Here is a 19840-nt window from a genome sequence, read left to right as displayed (position 1 = left end):
TGAAGTGAAATAAGGTCGCCCGGGTACCCGGAGCGCTTCAGCGCGCCCTGACGGATGCCCCTCCCTCTGATATTAATGAAAGGAAATCACTTATGCGTTTATCTCATGCCGCCCTGGCGGTCGTTATGCTGGCCTCAGCCTCCGTTGCACAGGCCATCCCCAATATGTGGAGCAGCGGCTTCGCCCAGGGGGTGACCGAATACATCATCACCAGTCCGGAGAAAGTGGTCTTTAATCTTAACTGCACCACCAGCCCCGATGAGCAGAATGTGCTGCAGCACAGCGTATACCTGACCCTGCCCGACGGTACCTTGCTGAATTCTCACGATGACGGAACCAACATCACCGTGGTGATGGATGACAGCCAGTATCCGTTACCGTCATTCCTCGGCTGGCGAAACGGTGACAATGCCTGGGTGTCATTTATTGACGCCCTGAGCCAGGCTGGGAATTTTGATGTTTACGTCAACGATAAAAAAGTAGGCACTTTCAGTCCGGGTCTGAAGAATACGCAAAAAGAGCTGTCTGACCTCAGTGAGTGTCGGACCACACACTACAGCGATTAATTATTCACATTTCAGACCTCTCCAGCCCGCTACGCACCAACACCAGATAGCGACAGGCCATGCTCCTTCGGGAACATGGCCTTTTTTGTTTTTATTTGATTATCAGATAAGGAGTTAGCCATGCGATTAGCCAGCCGCTTTGGCCGTATAAACCAGATACGCCGTGACCGGCCTCTGACCCACGAAGAGCTGATGAGTCATGTGCCCAGCGTGTTCGGGAGTGACAAGCATGAATCTCGTTCAGACAGGTACACCTACATCCCGACCATCACCATCCTCGAAAGCCTGCAGCGTGAAGGCTTTGAGCCGTTCTTTGCCTGCCAGACAAAAGTTCGCGACCAGAGCAAGCGGGAACACACCAAACACATGCTTCGCCTGCGTCGTGCCGGTCAACTGACCGGACATCAGGTGCCGGAAATCATTCTGCTTAACAGCCATGACGGCTCCTCAAGCTATCAGATGCTGCCGGGGCTGTTTCGAGGCGTCTGTACCAACGGTCTGGTCTGCGGTCAGTCATTTGGAGAAGTGCGGGTCCCGCATAAAGGTAATGTCGTCGATAAGGTGATTGAAGGGGCTTACGAAGTACTCGGCGTGTTTGAACGGGTGGAGGAGAAGCGTGATGCAATGCAGTCACTGGCGTTGCCAGCACCCGCCCGTCACGCACTGGCGAATGCCGCGCTGAAGTATCGCTTTGGTGAAGACCACCAGCCGGTCACGGTATCGCAGTTGCTGACCCCGCGTCGTCGGGAGGACTACAGCGATGACCTGTGGACCGTTTACCAGCGCGTGCAGGAGAACCTGATGAAAGGTGGTCTGTCAGGGCGTACCGCTCAGGGGAAAAGCAGCCGCACCCGTGCCGTTACCGGCATTGACGGCGATGTGAAGCTCAATCGCGCTCTTTGGGTGATGGCAGAAAATATGCTCGAGTTTTTCGGGCGTTAAACAACCGTTCCGGCATAAGGAGATAGTTTAATGAATACACAAAATCATCAGTTCGCGGAGCATACCGCAATTACTGCCTCAGTGGTCCCGGACGAGTTACGCATCGGCTTCTGGCCGCAGCACTTTGGCTCCATCCCACAATGGATAACCCTTGAACCTCGCATTTTCGCCTGGATGGACCGGCTGTGTGTCGATTATCACGGCGGTATCTGGCGCTTTTCGACGCTCAGTAATGGAGGTGCTTTTATGGCTCCAGAGTCAGAGAGCGGTGAGAAGTGGGCATTGTTCAACAGCATGAACGGCAATGGCGCAGAGCTTACCAGTGAAGCTGCAGGGATGGTCGCCTGTCTGATGGCTTACAACCACCATGCCTGTCGCACCGAGTGTGACGCGATGACTGAACACTATTATCTCTTACGCGACTACGCGCTGAACCATCCGGAATGCAGCGCCATTATGCATCTAATCGACTGAGGAATACCTGACATGAATACCGCATTATCCCCGCTGTCAACGCAGCCTGAACTCTTTCCGCTGGCGGTTATGGCCCAGCATGGTTGCCTGCTCCCCGCGACCTCCGGATTGACACCTTATGCCCAACGGACCATTCGCCGCGCTATCAACCTGCTGGATAAATATCTGCGCCAGCCCGGCATGTCCTTTACCTCAAGCACGGCTGCCCGTGACTGGCTTCGGTTACAGCTGGCAGGACAAGAACGGGAAGTGTTTATGATGCTTTATCTCGATAACCAGCACCGTTTACTGGAGAGTGAAACGCTATTTGCCGGTTCGATTAACCATGTCCAGGTCCATCCCCGTGAGGTAGTGAAGTCAGTGCTTCGCTTCAATGCTGCAGCTGTCGTGCTTGCGCATAACCATCCATCAGGTGACCCGGAGCCCAGCCAATGCGATCGCAACATTACCGGTAGGCTTAAAGAAGCCCTGGCACTGGTTGATGTGAACATACTCGATCATCTGGTTGTCGGTTCAGATGGCATTGTGTCGTTTGCAGAGCGAGGCTGGATATGAGGGTACTTCAATGAAATCTACTGGCTCAGAGAACGAATCATTTCTCCAGTGGGGGCTGAATCGTAATGTGACGCCTTGCTTTGGCGCTCGTCTGGTACAGGAGGGAAACCGGCTGCACTATCTGGTTTACCGGGCCAGCATTACCGGTAAGTTCAGCGAAGCAGAATGTCTTAAGCTGGATGTGGCATTCCCGCATTTTATCAGCCAGATGGAATCGATGCTGACTACTGGTGAAATGAATCCTCGCCATGCCCACCGCGTCACCCTGTACCACAATGGTTTCACCTGCGAAGCCGATACCCTTGGCAGTTGCGGCTACGTATACATCGCCGTTTACCCCACTCATCGTTAACTACTTTCACAAGAGCAAATATGAAAACTCTACCTGCAACAAATCCGCAGGCGGCGACGCTATGTCTGTCGCCCGTGGCTGTCTGGCAAAGGTTACGTACTCATCTGCTATCGGCATAGTCTTTACCAAGATGACTATAAACGGTGGCTTAGCGTCCGCTTCGTGCCAGGAGCGGACGTTGCTACTTCGTAAATGTCTTGATCCATATGGCTTTATTGGTAAATATCAAGGAATGCAAACCCAAGGCAAAAGTATTGGACACGTTGCAGAGGTAATATTTAGCGTAAAATCAGAGGGATAGGAGAAGAAGAACAACGAGGCTTTGACTAATCTTTAGCATTGTTTCTGCTATAATAGGACGAATTTTTATCTGTATGATTTTGTTTGATTAACTCTGAGAAGTTGCTCTCTCGGTGAATATGGGGAAGGGATATCAATGAGTGATGACAGCTATAAATTTCAAAAGTTAACGCCGATCAGCGATGTTGAGCTGGGTATATATAAAAATGCGATAGATTTTGTTTTTGCCAATGACGATCTAAAAAATATTGCAATATCAGGGCAATATAGCGCAGGAAAAAGTAGCCTTGTCGAATCATATAAGAAAAGTCATTCGAATATAAAGTTTGTTCATATTTCACTTGCCCATTTTAGAGCGACGGAGGAAGCTGAAACTAATGAACCTAGTAAAGCCATAAGTGAAACAGCGTTAGAAGGTAAAATTCTTAACCAGTTAATTCACCAAATTAATGCTGATGACATTCCCCAGACGCATTTTAAAGTAAAGAAAAAAATAAAAACGAGCAACATTGTGATAAATACTATCTTCACGGTATTACTTATCGCAACGGTACTGCATATCACTCTATTTAATAAGTGGGATGAGTTTGTTTCACTTTTATCTGATGGCGTTTTAAAGACACTACTAACATTATCGACTAGGCACGATACGCTTTTAATTAGCGGCTTTATAGTTACTATCCTGTCTTTTATCTTTATTTATAAACTAATAAAAACCCAAAAGAATCGTAATGTCTTTAAGAAAATAAATGTACAGGGTAATGAAATAGAGATTTTTGAAGAGAGTGAAGAGTCTTATTTTGACCGGTATTTAAATGAAGTATTATACCTTTTCGAGAACGTTGATGCTGACGCTATTATTTTTGAAGATATGGACCGTTTTAATAGCAATCATATCTTTGAACGTCTTCATGAGGTGAATAGGCTGGTTAATATTCAACGGACCCTAGCAGGACACAAGAAATCGACGTTACGTTTTATTTACTTGCTTCGTGATGATATCTTTATTTCTAAGGATAGAACTAAGTTCTTTGATTATATTATCCCAGTTATTCCTGTTGTTGATAGTTCTAACTCTTACGATCAGTTTATCTCACATTTTGATGATGGTGGTATTCTCAATTTGTTCGATGAAAGATTTCTACAAGGGGTTTCGCTATATATTGATGACATGAGAATATTGAAGAATATATATAATGAATTTCAGATTTATTATAATAAGTTAAATACGACTGAGCTTGATTGTAATAAAATGTTGGCTATCATTGCCTATAAGAATATTTTTCCACGGGATTTTAGTGAGTTGCAACTTAATCAAGGTATGGTTTTTACCATATTTAGTAAAAAAGATAATCTTATTATTGAGGAATTAAAAAAAATAGAAAAAGACATTAGTGATAGGAAAAAGGAGATTGATGTAATCAATGATGAAATACTCATTTCTAGTCAGGAGGTTGATGCTATATATGATCAGGAATTATCCAGATATAATAATCATCCTCACTATTATCAGACTGAGAAAGCTGATATAGCGAAGAGAAGGGCGGCTAGAAAAGAAAATGTAGAAAACAAATTCAATGGAAAAATAGAAGAAATCAATGAGCTTATTTCAAGATCAAGAGAGAATTTGGTTGATTCCAGGAATAAAAAACTTAAAGAAATAATAACAAGAGAAAATATTGATGAAATATTTAAACTCACCTATACCAATGAAATTGGAGAGGAAAGAGATTTTAATGAAATAAAAAGTAGTGAGTATTTTGACTTACTTAAATATCTTATTCGTGATGGCTATATTGATGAAACCTACACCGACTATATGACCTATTTTTATGAAAATAGCCTGAGTCGTATTGATAAGATGTTTTTACGCAGCATTACCGATCAAAAAGGCAAAGAGTTCACTTATCAACTCAAGAACCCAAAACTGGTCGTTGCCCGCCTTCGAGAAGTGGATTTTGAACAGGAAGAGGCGCTCAATTTTGATCTATTAGCTTATCTGCTTCAAACGCCTGCCCAAGTAAACTTAATAAAACGTTTATTCAAACAGCTAAGGAAAGAAAGAAGAGTTGAGTTTATTCGCGGTTACTTTGAAACTGAGAGGGCTCAGCCTGGCTTCATTAATCGATTAAATACGCAGTGGCCTGAGTTTTTTTCTTATGCGCTGACAGAGAGTGAATTTTCTGCTGATTGGGTTAAACTCTACTCTATAGGCACATTTTATTATTCTGCCAATAACACCATTGAGGCCATTAACATTGATAATTGTCTGACTGAGTACCTCTCTAATTCTGCGGATTATTTAGCAATATCAGAACCGAAGGTTGACAAGTTAATTAGTGGTTTTAAGTTGCTTAACGTCTCTTTTGTCAGTATTAAATTTGAAAACGCAAATAAAGTACTCTTTGATGCGGTTTATCAGCATTCACTTTATGATATTAACTTTGCCAACCTGACCTTAATGCTGAGTAAGGTTTACACGCTTAACAGTGAAGATGATATTCGCCATAAGAACTATACACTAGTGATGTCACAGCCTGATTCTCCATTAGCTAGTTATGTTAATAACCATATTAGTGACTATCTGGATATGGTTTTATCTAGTTGTGATGGTTCAATCTTGGATGATGAAGCCATTGTTTTATCCGTTCTTAATAATGAGAAAATATCTGATGAACAAAAAGGCCAGTATATAAACTCTTTGCAAGTTTTCGTGACCTCTCTGAGTGAGGTTGAGAGCGAATCCTTATGGTCATCTTTGCTGGATAAAGATAGAGCAGTTTGCTCTGAGGAAAATATTGTCTCTTATTTTGAACATGTTGATGGACTGGATGGCTCACTTATCGAATTTATCAATAGAACTGATGTAGAGCTGAATTTTCAAAATATTAACATTGATAATGAGCTTAAGGATAAATTATTTAAGTCGATTGTTATCTGTAATGATTTATCAAATGATAAATATGAAAAGTTAATTTGTTCACTAAATCTTATTTACGAAAACTCCTTTAGTGCTAGTAATATTGCGGGTGATAAGTTCAAAATATTAGTGGATAAAAATATTATTCGTATGAGTATTGTTTCACTTAACTTCATACGAGATAACTATTCGGAGCAACTTTCCTATTATATTGATAAGAATATCGGGGTATACGTTGAATTAATGACAACTGATAGCTTTATTTTGGATGAGGCTATATCAATACTTTCTTGGCAAGTTGATGATGATTTGAAAATTAAACTACTCGAGTTTGTTAAAACACCGTTGGCTATTCATGGTAAGAATTACCCTCAGTTAGTTAATGACTATATTTTAGAGAATAATTTTGAACCAGATGAACTTCTAATCTTGACGTCATCTTATAAAACTTGGGTAACCTCTACTCAGTCGCTCATCTTGAGTCGAGCAATACAGGATATATCAGCATTGATAGCAAGCCCTAATGATGTTTCTGAACCGTTACTTAAAAACCTGTTTGTCGCAGAGGGACTGAGTATGCAGAATAAAATAGCACTGCTAATCGCTTTGTTGCCGGGTAAGGATTTGAGTAAGACGACTTGCAAAGAGTATCTTGATCTGCTTGGTTTATCGGAGTTCAGTAAAATTTTGGGGCGAGGAAAACCTAAAATTGAAGTTGATTCAACTAATCAAAGTTTATTAACAGCATTAAGAGATAACCGCTTCTTCTCTGATTTTGAGGTGGATGAAGAAAATCCCATTTACTATAAAATAACAAGGCAGCGCTCTATGTTTGACTCAGAGACATAGCATTATATATTTTTCTACAGTTTGGGTACTTTTATAGTGCCCAATTTTTACGCTGAAACTTACATAGCTAATCTGACTTTTCCCAGTGGACGAATACAGCTAGGTGTTCGTGAAGCCCTCAGTGTGTTGAGATAGATGCGAGCGTCCGCTTCTCGCTCAAAGCGGACCCTGAGGACCAGCCAGCCTAACCTCTGCGAGCCAACAGCAGACGTTATGCGTTAGTTGACGGATCATACTCCCACTGCGATTCGTCACTGTAAATCGTACCATCATCATCCATTACTTGGGCATTAAGGTGTCTTGCAATCCGCAACATCTTTCTGTACAGGTATGTATCGGGCCATGTGGTATAAATATTACCTGCGCTCCAGTCAAGCCATGGTTCTTCGTACAAAGAGTGACCTGACCACAAGGCGTTGTAATCGCCGTTTATAATATATCTGCTTAATTCATTATCGTTATTAATGTAGTTAAGCCATTCATCAGCGGTTATCTGCGCATCCTCATTATCTGCCCAAAATTCAGCTCTCGTTATGTGCAATTCAACACCCATAGCATCTCCTTAACGCTGGTATAGACTTCACAAACTAGCATAGTGGTTTATTAAAAACGAGGTGAGTAACACTGCAGAATCTATAGACTTGAACGATATGTCTGCTCTTCGCTCACAGCGGACCTTCAGCTTCGTTAACACGTCCGCTCCGTGCCAGAAGCCGACCTTTGGTAGTTGTCAGTAGGACGGTATTTGAGCAGAATGAGACAGTCTTTAAGGCTGTCCGTTTTTTATGCAACAACACAAGGTCCGAATGGGGCTACTGACCCACAAAAGAAAGGATGTACGAGATCAAGCTATGCGTATTCATCAGCAGAATAAGCCCCGTAAACTATATCGCAGCGTCAACACGACGACGCGGCACCATTCTAATGATCCAGGTGCTGAGTATCGGTGGGAACGAAATCGCAAAATAGTCGGAGATGAGCTACTGGTAAAGCGCGAGACAATGCATAGCAGACAGAAGCGTGGCCGAGACTACACACCATTGTTTTATTTTCTGATCAAACAGATTGGCAAGCCGTGGAATGAAATATTCAGCGAAGTATGTGGGCGTCTTGATACCACCGAGCCGGTATTCTGGTTGGTCGCGCTACATGAGCATCAGCGAAGGGATTTAGTCTGCATTGGTGAAAGCAGTTTCTACCCAGGTCTGTTTGTTGATGAGAATGGAATTCTGCAACAGGTAAACCCTTCAATCACGAGAAATGACGTTAAGGTGACATGTCGTTGCTGCACACACACTTATATTGGTGAACCTGTACCTTGGATAGATTGAGTGACACCACCTATCTTATCTTGGGTGCGATCATTGTCAGCAGTAAACATCCGTTACTCACTTACTGCGGGCCGTTAGCCCTTACGCAATGTGCCAGAAGCGGAGGTTCATCACAATTTGTATTTTTTCAAGATATTTCCTGTAAAAACCCCCCTTTGTTATATACCCATGAAGATTTACATTAACGTTATTGGCGGCTATAGCCGATACTGGTTTCAGGGGATCAAACAACAGGAAGAATGGATGAACATTTTTTTATCGAGGTCACTGTCAATTGTATGTACCACGCTGCTACTGACGGCCTGCTCTGGCATTCGTGACCAATCTGAAAAACCATACAATTATCGCGCTGAACATAGCATCGCCTGGAATATCATCAATGCATCCGGCATGGACGCATATAGCGACGCGTTGGTTAACCAGTCTCAAAGTAAAATGTACAGCCGCACGGATTACAATTTCGCTTACCCTGTCGAGGGAAATACTAAATTAAATGAAGTGACATTGCCCTTAACCCCGTTACTGCAACATCGTGACACGGGTATGAGTGTGGAAGATTGGCAATCAAATGGGATCCTTGCCTGGATCCCTACCGAACTGGCAACCACCCCCCAGGCGGCTTCACTTGTGCTCTCAGATAAAATAGAATCTGCTGTCCTGGCGACCCTAAATGAATCTAAACGCGAATTTAGGGTTCGTAAGGGGGCGGGGTACAACGACTGGTTAGGAAAATACGTTTTTCAAACCAATGCTTCACGCTATCTAACCATTAAATTTGCAGATAAAGATGCAGGATGTGAGCTTCCAAAGGATGATTATTTCGACCCTGCCCGCAAGAATACCCCGATCTGTACTTTTTTCACAAGCTTCCACGATGCAGAAAAAATTGTCCGCACTCCTGAGTTCATAGGTTCAAATGCGACCGGGAAAAGTTATTTCATAAGACACGATGGTTTAAATGGAAGTTCCCTCAGCTCGGTATTTAATAAAAACGCAGGTCATTCTGATGCAGAAAATGAGCGTATGAATTATGCCTTCATGCAACAGGTCAGTAGCCATCTTCCTGCGTGGGTAGTTATTTACCTGTCACCTCATGATGATGAAGGTTTGCCTGCCGTTGCATTACAGCAAGGGAAAGTGCATTTTTTCTTTCGCGAAAAATAAAGCAGAACACATCAACAGGGGATCTTAATGTCCGCTCTTCGCTCATAGCAGACTACAAGCGTTTAGATTCTGCCCACCTTGTACCAGAAGTTGTCAATGCTAGTATTGCGATGTATCGATCAACGAATGAAGGTCAGGATATATGATTGTAACCAGGGAAAGCATGAAACTATGGATCATTGAATGTCTTCGGGAACGAGGTGGTAGTGCTTGGCCACGTGAAGTCTCAAAGTATGTATGGGACAGCTACGAGGCTGAGCTTAGAGATTCGGGCGATATGTTGTATACGTGGCAATATGACATTCGTTGGGCCGCTCAACAGTTGAGAAACGAGGGTACTCTGAAACCAGTAAATAGACGCAGAGATTTGCCATGGGAACTAGCATAGCAAAGTAAGGTTAATGTTAACGTTCATATCTCGGCTAGATCTGACTTTGTTCTGAGTGGATACGAATTGATTCCTCTGAAGAAAACGTTCCTGCCTGCCTGAATATTGCTTTGATAGCCATATCGGTGTTCTACTGGTATGGCTTTATACCCACTCGCGATGTCTATTTTTTATACGGATTTTAACTTGTGGGTACAAGTGTGGGTATAAATAATTATTCCTGCTTATAAACTACATTGATATCAGTCTATTGGGTGTGAAATTCGAGTCCGGCCTTCGCACCAAATCTAAATATAAAGCCCTCAAAAGCAGTTTTTGTACCTTAAATCCGCGCCACGCAAGATTTCTCTTTCAATCATAACCATCCTCATCCATGTCTACGAACTTCACCGAATTCATCAAGGTACTGCCCAAAAATGCCCCATCCAGCAGACCCCCTCATCACCCCTTTGCTGAATGTATCGTCGTTAGCCAGTAAGTGATGTTTTCATTCAACGCATCGCTTTTGAAGAGGGCGCTGCCGGATACTACGCGATCGACGCCGCTGGCGATTATCTCCGGCAGTTCTTCCAGTGCTAGCGAACCGTCGACGGCCAGCAGAATGGAATCCCGCTTCCCGGACGCATTGAGTAATGCGACAACCTGAGCGATGCGCCTGAGTAAGGCAGGCTTGCTGAGCTTGCTCCCGTAGCCCGGATTGACCGCCAGAATTTGTACGATTTCAACGTCTTCAATGACCGGCAGAATGTGTTCCAGCGGTGTTGCCGGGCACAGACTGACTCCTCGCAACACCGGCATTGTGCCGCCGGAGACTTCCGCATTTTGCTCACCCAGCCAGTGGAGCATATGGTGCAGATGCGGCGAGTTTTCTACCTGCAACGTGACGCAGTGTGCTCCCGCCTTTACGCTTGCCTGCACGACGGGCCAGGGATTATCCACCATCAGGTGAACATCCTTAATTATCTGCGCTGGTAATTGCGTGATAGCCCAGGGACCGACGGTGAACTGAGGGCAAAAATGCCCGTCCATCAGATCCAGGTGAAGAACGGGTTGTTCAAGCGCGCGAAGCGTTTGCAGGTACTCACCGAGTTTGAGCCACTGACCGGCAAGAATACCGATGCTTAACGGGTAACGCTTCATTAACGAGACGCACTCTGCGCGATTCAACCCGGAAAAGGGACGGTTCATTTTGAGATCCTTATGGCATCAATCCATTGAAGACGCGTTTTTTTCGGGGGCAGCTCATCAGCGATTCCAGTTTTTCCACGCAGGCAAGGTAGTGGGGCGTGGTTTTATGGAACGCAACGGCGGCTTCATCCTTATAGGCTTCATAAATATAAAAGCGGCTCTTCACTTCCGGATCCTGTAACACGTCGAAACGGAGATTTCCCTCTTCACGCACCGATCCCAGATGATTGAGGCGAAAGACGTCGATAAATTCATCGACTTTATCGTCGTGGACGTTAATTTCCACCAGAGTGACATGCATACTGTTCTCCTTGAAACGCATGGGCCCGCCTGGCAGGCCCATGACTTCTTAGTTTTTCTCGCTCAGATAGAGTTCATACGCGCGGTCTGCGGTTTCATTACGATGTACCACCGCGTGGACGGCCTTCATCATGGCGACAGGGTGTTCGGACTGGAAGATGTTACGTCCCATATCGACACCGGATGCGCCCTGGTCGATGGCCTGCCAGCACATCTCAAGCGCTTCGCGTTCCGGTAATTTTTTACCACCGGCGATAACAATCGGAACCGGGCAGCCTGCGGCGATGCGCTCAAAACCTTTATCGACGTAGTAGGTTTTGATGATCTGCGCGCCCATCTCTGCGGCGATACGCGTGGCGAGCGAGAAGTAGCGCTGATCGCGCACCATGTCTTTCCCCACGCCAGTTACCGCCATCGTCGGCATGCCGACCTTGATACCGGCATCAATCAACTGAATGATATTTTTGATCGACTGGTGCTCATACTCACTGCCGATATACACCTGTGCCGCCACGGCGCAGCTGTTGAGACGAACCGCGTCATCGATGGAGAGCGCAACCGCCTCATTGCTTAACTCGGTGAGAATCGAGTTAGCGCCCGAGGCGCGCAGGACTACCGGTTTGTTGGTGGCGGGCGGTACCACACTGCGCAGGATACCGCGTGTGCACATCAGCACATCGGCGAGCGGGAACAGGGGGGCGATATTGATATCGATACGTTCCAGTCCCGTCGTCGGCCCCTGAAAATAGCCGTGGTCAAACGCGAGCATGACCGTTCTTCCCGTCTCAGGATTAAAAATGCGCGACAGTCGGGACTGCATCCCCCAGTCAAGTGCGCCGCACCCCTTTAATGTGAATGGGGTATTGCGTTGCGGCGTATCGGTATGGAAATCCTTACCATCTTTGATGTCATCTAAATCAGCCATTTTTTACTCCACGGTTAAGGAATGAAACTCAAAAATCGTACTTATCGATATTCTCTTTGGTGAACACCACGCGCTCAGGCAGCAGCACAATGCCGTTGCCTTTCGCCTCATAGCTGTAGCCCTGTACGCTGTTCGGCGAGACTTCAACCTGGCCCACGCCCGGAATGTCCAGCTTGTCGCCGGTATTCATTTCGCCTTTTTTCAGCAGCGCGTCAGCCACGTACACGGAGATCTTGCCCTGCTGGACCACGTCCCAGAGGCCAAACTCTTTCACCGTGCCGCGCTCAACATAAGGGCGCATCACGTTTGGCGTGCTGAAGCCGACAATCGCCACGCTGGTGTTTTTCAAGTTTTCAGCAGCCTGAGCGGCGGCGGGAAGGGCGTTGGCATCCGGCGCGATGATGGCGTCGAGATCGGCATAAGCCTTAATAATGCCTTCTGCGGTTTGCAGCGATTTGGTGGCGTCGTTATAACCAAACTGCGTGGTGACGACTTCCCAGCCAGGATGATCTTTGGCGATCTTGTCTTTCGCTTCTTTTACCCACTGGTTTTGATCGGTCACGGTCGGACTGGAGTAGAAGAAGGCCACTTTGGCTTTCTCTTTTTTGACCTGATTTGCGGCCATATCGACCAGCATGCCGCCTAACTGGGCAGGAGTGCCCTGGTTGATGTAGTACGACCGGCATTCCGGTTTGGTGTCAGAATCCCAGGTCAGCACCTTCACGCCGCGCTGCATGGCACGCTTTAACGCCGGGCATAAGCCATCAGGCGACACGGCGGACACCACAATGGCGTTATACCCCTGGTTGACGAAGTTATTGATGAGCTGAACCTGACCGGACACGCTGGGCTCCGTCGGGCCATCGTAGGTGACATCGACGCCCAGCTCTTTGCCTGCCTCGAGGGCGCCGTTACCGCCGCTGGTAAAGAATCCCACGCCAACCAGTTTTGGGATAAACGCGATTCGCTCTGCGGCATAAGCGTTGAGAGTGAACGCCGCCAGGCTAAGGGTACTGATTACGGCAATTTTTTTAATGCTCTGAATAGTCATGTACTTTTCCTTTATGGCAATGGGTTTTAGGCCTGCCGGATAGCGCGACGACGCGCCAGCCAGTCTTTGATTTGCTGACGATGCAGGCTGACAGAACGACCTACGACAACGACAATTAGCAATGCGCCGGAGAGGGCGCTGGATACCTGATTGGGCACGCCAGCCATCTGCAATCCCTGCTGCAGATAGCCCACCAACAGCGCGGCGATGGCGGTACCGAGAATTGACCCGGAGCCGCCGTAGATATTGGCGCCGCCCAGGACGACCGCTGTAATGGCTGGCATCAGGAAAGAGGCGCCCAGATCGGAACGTGCAGAGCCGAAGTAAGAGACCAGTAGCACCGCCGCGACCGCCGACGCAAAGCCGGTCATCGCGTACAGCGCGTACAGCGTCCGGTTCACCGGGATAGCGCTATACAGCGCCACGCGGGGGCTCTGCCCAATCAGGAAGACATTGCGTCCGGCGTGGGTCCGGTGCATCAGCAACCAGAAAAAGATCACGCTGACGAGAAAGAAGATCAGGGGGACGGGCAGACCCAGCACATCGAGATTGGCAAAATCGGTGAAGCCCTGCGGGAAGCCGCCGATACCTTCATAACCGGTCGCTCCCGCCATCCCCGACAACAGCAGTGCGCTGCCGCCGAACAGGTATAACGTTCCCAGGGTGATGACCAGCGGGTTCACACCGGTGTAGATAATCAGTCCGGCGTTGATCAGTCCGCACAGCGCGCCCAGCGCGAGCGTCAGAATAATGGCCAGCGGCAGCGGTACGCCGCCCTGGAACATCACGCCCAGCGCGATGGCGCACAACCCCATCGTCGAGCCAAAGGAGATGTCGATCCCGCCGCTGACGATCACCATGGTTAAAGGCAGGGCGACAATGCCAATGCAGATAAAGTCGCTGGTGCTGAACAGCAGGACGTTCAGATCCAACAGGCGTGGGTTCAGGGCGCCGAATCCCAGAATTTCAATCACCAGTAGCGCGGCGAGCGCCAGTTCCCAGCCGTAACGATGTAAACGAGTCATCAGGCAACCTCACGTTTTTTGGCAGTGCGCACAGAGTCGGTGTTTTTTGCCGACGGACGCGGTTGGGGCGGCGGCGTGAAGCGGGCATATTTTTGCCGACGGATATTGCGTTCCAGCGCGCAGCGCAACCGGCCGTCAAATACCAGCACCGCCAGCAGGACCAGACCGGCAATAAAGTCATTCCACCACGCCGGAATGCGCAGCAGGACCAGTACGCTGTCGATTTGCGTCAGGAAATAGGCGCCGAGCACGGCACCAATGATCGTCCCGGAACCGCCCAGCAGGCTGATGCCTCCCAGCACGCAGGCGGCAATGGCTTTCATTTCCAGCCCGGTTCCCGTCTGATTCGGGATAAAGCCAATCTGTGAGGCAAAGACGATCCCGGCCAGCGCTGCCATGCAGCCATTGAGCGAAAAGGCCAGAATCCGAATGGCTTCGGTACGCACGCCCAGTTGCCGCGCGCCCTGTAAATTATCCCCGGTGGCATAAAAACAGCGACCAAAAGCGGTTTTTGCCAGCAGCCAGGCCATCAGCAACATCAGCAGCAGGGTCAGCCAGCCAATGGCGGAGATACCGAGGAAAACCGGGGCGGAGAGTTGCTTAAGTTGTGCCGGTAATCCTTCAATCCATTTACCGCCCGTCCACAGCAGCATGACGCCGCGATACAAGCCAAGCGTGCCCAGCGTGGCGACAATCGCCGGGATCTTCAGCCAGGCGACCAGCACGCCGTTGATAAATCCTGCCAGCAGCCCCAGCAGCAGCGTCGCCACGCAGGCCACCGGCAAGGGATATCCCGCGTTCAGCAACAGCCCCAGCAGTACCGCGCACATCCCGGTGATTGAGCCGACCGACACGTCGATGTTGCGGGTCAGCATCACCAGCGTTGCGCCCATCGCCAGCAGCATGAGGATTTGGGCGCTGCTGAAAATCATTGTCAGCGTCTGAACGCTGAGGTACTGGCTGTCCAGCATCCCTGGCAGCACGAACAGCAGCAGCACGGCTAACAGGGCGGTGGCCTCGCGGTTATTCTGGATAAATTTCAGCATGGCGCCTCCCCGGAATGTGGTGTAGCCCCTGACGTGCGGTCGCCGAACGCCACGTGCATGATGGTGTCGACATTAATCTCGTCGCCTTGCAGAGCATCGTTGCCCGTTTCTCCCTGGTGCATGACGTAAACGCGATCGGCCATCTGTTCTATCTCCTCCAGATCAGAAGAGATGAACAGCACCGCGACGTTCTGGGCGGCAATACTGCGGAGCAACTGATAGATGTCATTACGCGCCGAGACGTCCACACCGCGCGTCGGCTCATCCACGATCAGCACCTGCGGCGAGGCTTCAAGGCATTTGGCGATCAGGATTTTTTGCTGATTACCGCCAGAGAGCGTGCGGGCAGGCTGTTCAGGATCGTTGAGCTTGATATTAAGCGCGCGGCGATAGCGTTCGAGCGTGGCGCTGTCTTTGGCCGGATTAGCCCAGAAACCGCTGTGGTTGTGGGTTAATGCGCAAACATTCCACGCCAGCGAGGCATCCAGATTCAGCCCTGACGATTGCCGGTCCTCCGGCAAATACACCAGACCGTGCTGTAGACGTTCGCGGGTGGAAAGTGAGGAGATATCCTTGCCGCCGAGTACGATGCTTCCGGCCCGTAGCGGTCGTAGCCCGTAAAGCGTTTCGGCAAGTTCGGTACGTCCGGCACCGACCAGACCGGCCAGCCCTAAAATTTCCCCGGCGCGGACCTCGAAACTGACGTTCATAAACCCTTCGCCGGTCACATTCTCAAGACTCAACACCGGCGTGCCCGCCTCGTGCTGCGGACGGTTGCCGGGCAATTCCAGCCACAGTTTTTGCGTCGCGCTCAGCGCGTTGGTGCGTGAGGCAGGCGTGATGGCCTGGATAATCTCGTCAGTGGTCAGATCCGCCGTTTTTCCGGATAGCGCAATGATGCCGTCCCGCATCACGCTAATGTAATCCGCTATCTGGCGTATCTCTGGCAGCTTGTGGGAGATAAAGACGATCCCTACGCCAGTGCTCAGCAATTCACGCAGGCGGCTGAATAAACGATCGGTTTCCGCAGGCGTCAGTGAGGCGGTGGGTTCATCGAGGATCAAAATTCGTGAATCGCGCATCAGCCCGCGCATGATTTCGACCATTTGCCGGTCGGCCACATCCAGTGAACCCGCCGGGCTGTTGATATCAAACTGGCAGCCCAGCGCGGTCAGCATCGCCGCCATTTTTTGCGCCGAGCTCTGGTGTTTGGGCAGACCAAAGAGAATATTCTCCTTTACCGTCAGGCTGGGGAAGAGCAGAGGCTCTTGCGGGACAAGGTAGATGCCTAACTGATGCGCCAGAATGGGCGTCAGTTTTGTACAGCGGGCTCCCTCAATCTCAATGATTCCGCTATCCGCAGGGGTAATGCCGGCGATGATTTTCATCAGCGTGGATTTCCCGGCGCCATTCCCGCCCAGGAGCGCATGGACTTCGCCTTTGCGTAAGACAAAATCAATCCCTTTCAGGACGTTGACGCCGGAATACTGCTTGCAGACAGACTGCGCGCTGAGTAGTGGGGCGATCTTTTCTTGACTCATTTGCATGCCACCTCCGTTCGGCCTGGGTAGAATCAGGTTGAACAAATGTATTGTGCGATTCGAATTGTTCATAACCTTATGACCTAACTGCTCATAAAACCGACGAATAGATCACGTTTCATGCTAAAATGATCGTCAATATTAAATTTGTTCAAACGAAAGCCACTGAATTGTGGGTTTAATCACAGTTATTAACGACCAATGAATGAACAATTGTGTTCAGAAATTCGATATGTTCAAAGTGAAGACAGAATGATGACTATTAATGACCCGATGATTTCCGAGCAAGGGATGTGTGAAGAAGAGCTGGTGGCACGTATTGCGTGGTTCTATTACCACGACGGTATGACGCAAAGCGACATCAGCAACAGACTGGGGTTGACGCGGCTTAAGGTGTCGCGCCTGCTGGAAAAGGGGCATCAGTCCGGGATTATTCGCGTACAGATTAATTCTCGCTTTGAAGGCTGTCTGGAATATGAAACCGAATTACGTCGTCACTTTGACCTGAATAATGTGCGGGTCATCCCGGGACTTCCCGGCGCGGATGCATGTGTTCGCCTGGGGATCGGCGCTGCGCATATGTTGATGGAGTCACTCCAGCCACAGCAGATTCTGGCGGCGGGCTTCGGCGAAGCGACCATGAATACCTTAAAACGGCTCAGCGGGTTTATTTCTGCTCAGCAAATTCGCCTGGTGACGCTGTCGGGTGGCGTGGGGCCTTACATGACCGGGATTGGACAACTCAACGCGGCCTGTCCGGTCAGTATTATTCCGGCGCCGCTTCGCGCCTCTTCTGCGGAGATTGCCCGGACGTTAAAAAATGAAAATAGCGTCCAGGATGTCCTGCTGGCCGCCCAGGCAGCCGATGCGGCCATTGTCGGTATCGGCGCTATCAACCAGAAAGATGAGGCCACCATTATTCGCTCAGGCTATATCACGAAGGGTGAACAACTGATGATTGGCCGCAAAGGCGCGGTGGGCGACATTCTGGGTTACTTCTTCGATGGTGAAGGGCAGGTGATCCCGGAGATGAAGATTCACGATGAACTGATTGGGTTAACCCTCAATACCCTGAAGACGATCCCGACCGTGATTGGCGTCGCCGGGGGCGTGAATAAAGCGGAAGCGATCGCCGCCGCGATGAAAGGGGGCTATATCAACGCATTGGTCACCGACCAGGAAACTGCCGCCGCCATTGTCAGCGGACAGTAATGCGTATCTGTCGTGCAGGCGTACGGCAGGGGAGTAACAGAATTTCCGTTTGTACCGTGGAGAAAGCATTGACGACCTGACAGATATAATAAGCCGAGGACTAAAACGATGGCCCGACTCTGTACCCTCTCTGACTCAGAACATTACCTGATGGCACTGGACGCCGGAACTGGCAGCGTCCGCGCCGTGATTTTCGACCTGGAAGGCAAACAAATTGCGGTGGGACAAGCGGAATGGCGACACCTTGCCGTACCGGATGTGCCCGGCTCGATGGAATTTGATCTGGGAAAAAACTGGCAACTGGCCTGTGATTGCATTCGCCAGGCACTGCATATCGCCGGTATTGCGCCGGAAGCAATAGCTGCCGTTTCCGCCTGTTCGATGCGCGAAGGCATTGTGGTCTATGACGCAGAGGGAACGCCGGTCTGGGCCTGTGCCAACGTGGATGCCAGAGCGGCACGGGAAGTCAGCGAGCTTAAAGAGATCCACGACTACACTTTCGAAAGCGAAGTCTATCGCAGCACCGGCCAGACGCTGGCGTTGAGTGCCATTCCGCGTCTGCTCTGGCTGGCGCACCATCGTTCGGACATCTATCGTCGCGCCTCGACGGTCACGATGATCAGCGACTGGATGGCCTATATGCTCAGCGGCGAGCTGGCGGTCGATCCTTCCAATGCCGGAACCACGGGCCTGCTGGATCTCAAAACGCGCGACTGGAAACCCTCACTACTGCAAATGGCCGGACTGCGGTCGGATATTCTCTCGCCGGTCAAAGAGACCGGCACGCTGCTGGGTAGGGTGACGGCTCAGGCTGCAGCCCTGTGCGGGCTGAAAGCCGGCACGCCGGTGGTGGTGGGCGGCGGGGATGTGCAGTTGGGCTGTCTCGGCCTTGGGGTTGTTCGTCCGGCGCAAACCGCCGTACTGGGTGGCACATTCTGGCAGCAGGTCGTGAATTTACCTGCGCCGATTGTTGATCCTGAGATGAACGTACGCGTTAATCCGCACGTCATTCCGGGAATGGTACAAACTGAATCGATCAGCTTTTTTACCGGCCTGACGATGCGCTGGTTCCGTGATGCCTTCTGTGCCGAAGAAAAGCTGATCGCCGAGCGCCTGGGCGTCGACACTTATACACTGCTGGAGGAGATGGCTTCCCGGGTGCCGGCAGGGGCATGGGGCGTGATGCCGATTTTCTCCGACCGGATGCGTTTCAAGAGCTGGTATCACGCCGCCCCTTCGTTCATCAACCTGTCCATCGATCCGGAAAAATGTAATAAGGCCACGCTGTTCCGCGCGCTGGAAGAGAATGCGGCCATTGTGTCGACCTGCAATTTACAGCAAATCGCCGATTTTACCGGGATCCATCCCACGTCGCTGGTGTTTGCCGGGGGAGGCTCGAAGGGCAAACTCTGGAGCCAGATTCTGGCAGACGTGTCAGGGCTGACGGTCAACGTTCCGGTCGTCAAAGAGGCGACGGCGCTGGGCTGTGCGATTGCCGCTGGCGTGGGGGCCGGGATTTGGTCATCCATGGCTGAAACGGGCGAACGACTGGTGCGCTGGGAGCGGGAGCATGTTCCGGACAAGGAGAAACATGCGCTTTATCGGGAATCGCGCGAGAAATGGCAGGCGGTATATCAGGAACAGTTAGGTCTGGTCGATCACGGGTTGACGACCTCTTTGTGGAAAGCGCCGGGTTTATAACAGGAGATCG

The 19840-nt window shown here is 49.5% G+C and carries 18 protein-coding genes and 1 pseudogene; 11 read left to right on the top strand and 8 right to left on the bottom strand.

Annotated features, from left to right (window positions below):
- Positions 1 to 92 precede the first annotated feature (92 nt).
- The 7 genes and pseudogenes from AOY24_RS13540 (at position 93) to AOY24_RS13510 (ending at position 6958) form a co-directional block, all read left to right on the top strand.
- Complete coding sequence (locus AOY24_RS13540; RefSeq protein WP_054176797.1) at positions 93 to 566, top strand: hypothetical protein; 474 nt, start codon at positions 93 to 95, stop codon at positions 564 to 566.
- Between the two features lie 120 nt (positions 567 to 686).
- Positions 687 to 1508: a DUF932 domain-containing protein gene (locus AOY24_RS13535; RefSeq protein ID WP_054176796.1), complete on the top strand. Its 822-nt coding sequence runs from the start codon at positions 687 to 689 to the stop codon at positions 1506 to 1508.
- 30 nt (positions 1509 to 1538) lie between these two features.
- Positions 1539 to 1982 (top strand): antirestriction protein, encoded by a 444-nt coding sequence (locus tag AOY24_RS13530; protein ID WP_054176795.1) that lies wholly within the window; start codon positions 1539 to 1541, stop codon positions 1980 to 1982.
- Between the two features lie 12 nt (positions 1983 to 1994).
- A complete protein-coding gene (radC, locus tag AOY24_RS13525; RefSeq protein WP_054176794.1) occupies positions 1995 to 2537 on the top strand; it encodes a DNA repair protein RadC in 543 nt (180 codons plus the stop codon).
- 10 nt (positions 2538 to 2547) lie between these two features.
- The gene (locus AOY24_RS13520; protein ID WP_054176793.1) at positions 2548 to 2889 is read left to right on the top strand and encodes a type IV toxin-antitoxin system YeeU family antitoxin; all 342 of its coding nucleotides are present in this window, start codon (positions 2548 to 2550) and stop codon (positions 2887 to 2889) included.
- A 20-nt stretch (positions 2890 to 2909) separates the two neighbouring features.
- A pseudogene (locus AOY24_RS23940) lies at positions 2910 to 2999 on the top strand (TA system toxin CbtA family protein); the annotation flags it as partial.
- Positions 3000 to 3325: 326 nt separating this feature from the next.
- Entirely contained in the window at positions 3326 to 6958 is a 3633-nt protein-coding gene (locus tag AOY24_RS13510) for a hypothetical protein (RefSeq protein WP_054176791.1), read from the top strand.
- Between the two features lie 211 nt (positions 6959 to 7169).
- Here AOY24_RS13510 and AOY24_RS13505 read toward each other — a convergent pair whose 3' ends face one another.
- Positions 7170 to 7511, bottom strand: coding sequence for a hypothetical protein (locus AOY24_RS13505; protein WP_054176790.1), 342 nt, complete (start codon positions 7509 to 7511; stop codon positions 7170 to 7172).
- Positions 7512 to 7809: 298 nt separating this feature from the next.
- On the opposite strand from AOY24_RS13505, the gene AOY24_RS25390 reads away from it, so the two are divergent.
- Together AOY24_RS25390 and AOY24_RS13495 are read left to right on the top strand one after the other, a co-directional pair.
- A complete protein-coding gene (locus AOY24_RS25390) occupies positions 7810 to 8289 on the top strand; it encodes a hypothetical protein (RefSeq protein WP_054176820.1) in 480 nt (159 codons plus the stop codon).
- Between the two features lie 243 nt (positions 8290 to 8532).
- The gene (locus tag AOY24_RS13495) at positions 8533 to 9453 is read left to right on the top strand and encodes a hypothetical protein (protein WP_054176789.1); all 921 of its coding nucleotides are present in this window, start codon (positions 8533 to 8535) and stop codon (positions 9451 to 9453) included.
- An 829-nt stretch (positions 9454 to 10282) separates the two neighbouring features.
- Here AOY24_RS13495 and AOY24_RS13490 read toward each other — a convergent pair.
- Genes AOY24_RS13490 through lsrA form a run of 7 tightly spaced genes read right to left on the bottom strand, consistent with a single transcriptional unit; the run spans position 10283 to position 16923 of the window.
- The gene (locus tag AOY24_RS13490) at positions 10283 to 11029 is read right to left on the bottom strand and encodes an epimerase (protein ID WP_044264510.1); all 747 of its coding nucleotides are present in this window, start codon (positions 11027 to 11029) and stop codon (positions 10283 to 10285) included.
- 10 nt (positions 11030 to 11039) lie between these two features.
- Positions 11040 to 11330, bottom strand: coding sequence for a (4S)-4-hydroxy-5-phosphonooxypentane-2,3-dione isomerase (gene lsrG, locus AOY24_RS13485; RefSeq protein WP_044264508.1), 291 nt, complete (start codon positions 11328 to 11330; stop codon positions 11040 to 11042).
- Between the two features lie 48 nt (positions 11331 to 11378).
- A complete protein-coding gene (gene lsrF / locus AOY24_RS13480; protein ID WP_000774153.1) occupies positions 11379 to 12254 on the bottom strand; it encodes a 3-hydroxy-5-phosphonooxypentane-2,4-dione thiolase in 876 nt (291 codons plus the stop codon).
- 28 nt (positions 12255 to 12282) lie between these two features.
- On the bottom strand, positions 12283 to 13305 hold the full coding sequence (gene lsrB / locus AOY24_RS13475) for an autoinducer 2 ABC transporter substrate-binding protein LsrB (protein ID WP_054176788.1): 1023 nt from the start codon (positions 13303 to 13305) through the stop codon (positions 12283 to 12285).
- 26 nt (positions 13306 to 13331) lie between these two features.
- Positions 13332 to 14330 (bottom strand): autoinducer 2 ABC transporter permease LsrD, encoded by a 999-nt coding sequence (gene lsrD / locus AOY24_RS13470; RefSeq protein WP_042999273.1) that lies wholly within the window; start codon positions 14328 to 14330, stop codon positions 13332 to 13334.
- The gene (gene lsrC / locus AOY24_RS13465) at positions 14330 to 15376 is read right to left on the bottom strand and encodes an autoinducer 2 ABC transporter permease LsrC (RefSeq protein WP_044256831.1); all 1047 of its coding nucleotides are present in this window, start codon (positions 15374 to 15376) and stop codon (positions 14330 to 14332) included. The genes lsrD and lsrC overlap by 1 nt, the downstream gene beginning before the upstream one ends.
- Positions 15370 to 16923 (bottom strand): autoinducer 2 ABC transporter ATP-binding protein LsrA, encoded by a 1554-nt coding sequence (gene lsrA, locus AOY24_RS13460; protein WP_042999275.1) that lies wholly within the window; start codon positions 16921 to 16923, stop codon positions 15370 to 15372. Before lsrA ends, lsrC begins: the two co-directional genes overlap by 7 nt.
- Positions 16924 to 17172: 249 nt before the next feature.
- Between lsrA and lsrR the strand changes: the two genes are divergently transcribed.
- Together lsrR and lsrK are read left to right on the top strand one after the other, a co-directional pair.
- Positions 17173 to 18129 carry a transcriptional regulator LsrR gene (gene lsrR, locus AOY24_RS13455; protein WP_054176819.1) on the top strand — a complete coding sequence of 319 codons (957 nt, stop codon included), beginning with the start codon at positions 17173 to 17175 and terminating at the stop codon, positions 18127 to 18129.
- A gap of 108 nt (positions 18130 to 18237) precedes the next feature.
- A complete protein-coding gene (gene lsrK / locus AOY24_RS13450; RefSeq protein ID WP_042999276.1) occupies positions 18238 to 19830 on the top strand; it encodes an autoinducer-2 kinase in 1593 nt (530 codons plus the stop codon).
- Positions 19831 to 19840: the final 10 nt, after the last annotated feature.

The organism is Citrobacter sp. CtB7.12 (genome assembly GCF_001297795.1).
GTDB lineage: Bacteria > Pseudomonadota > Gammaproteobacteria > Enterobacterales > Enterobacteriaceae > Citrobacter_A > Citrobacter_A amalonaticus.
The sequence above is the reverse complement of the archived record's forward strand: the minus strand, read 5'-3'. Positions and strand labels throughout refer to the sequence as shown.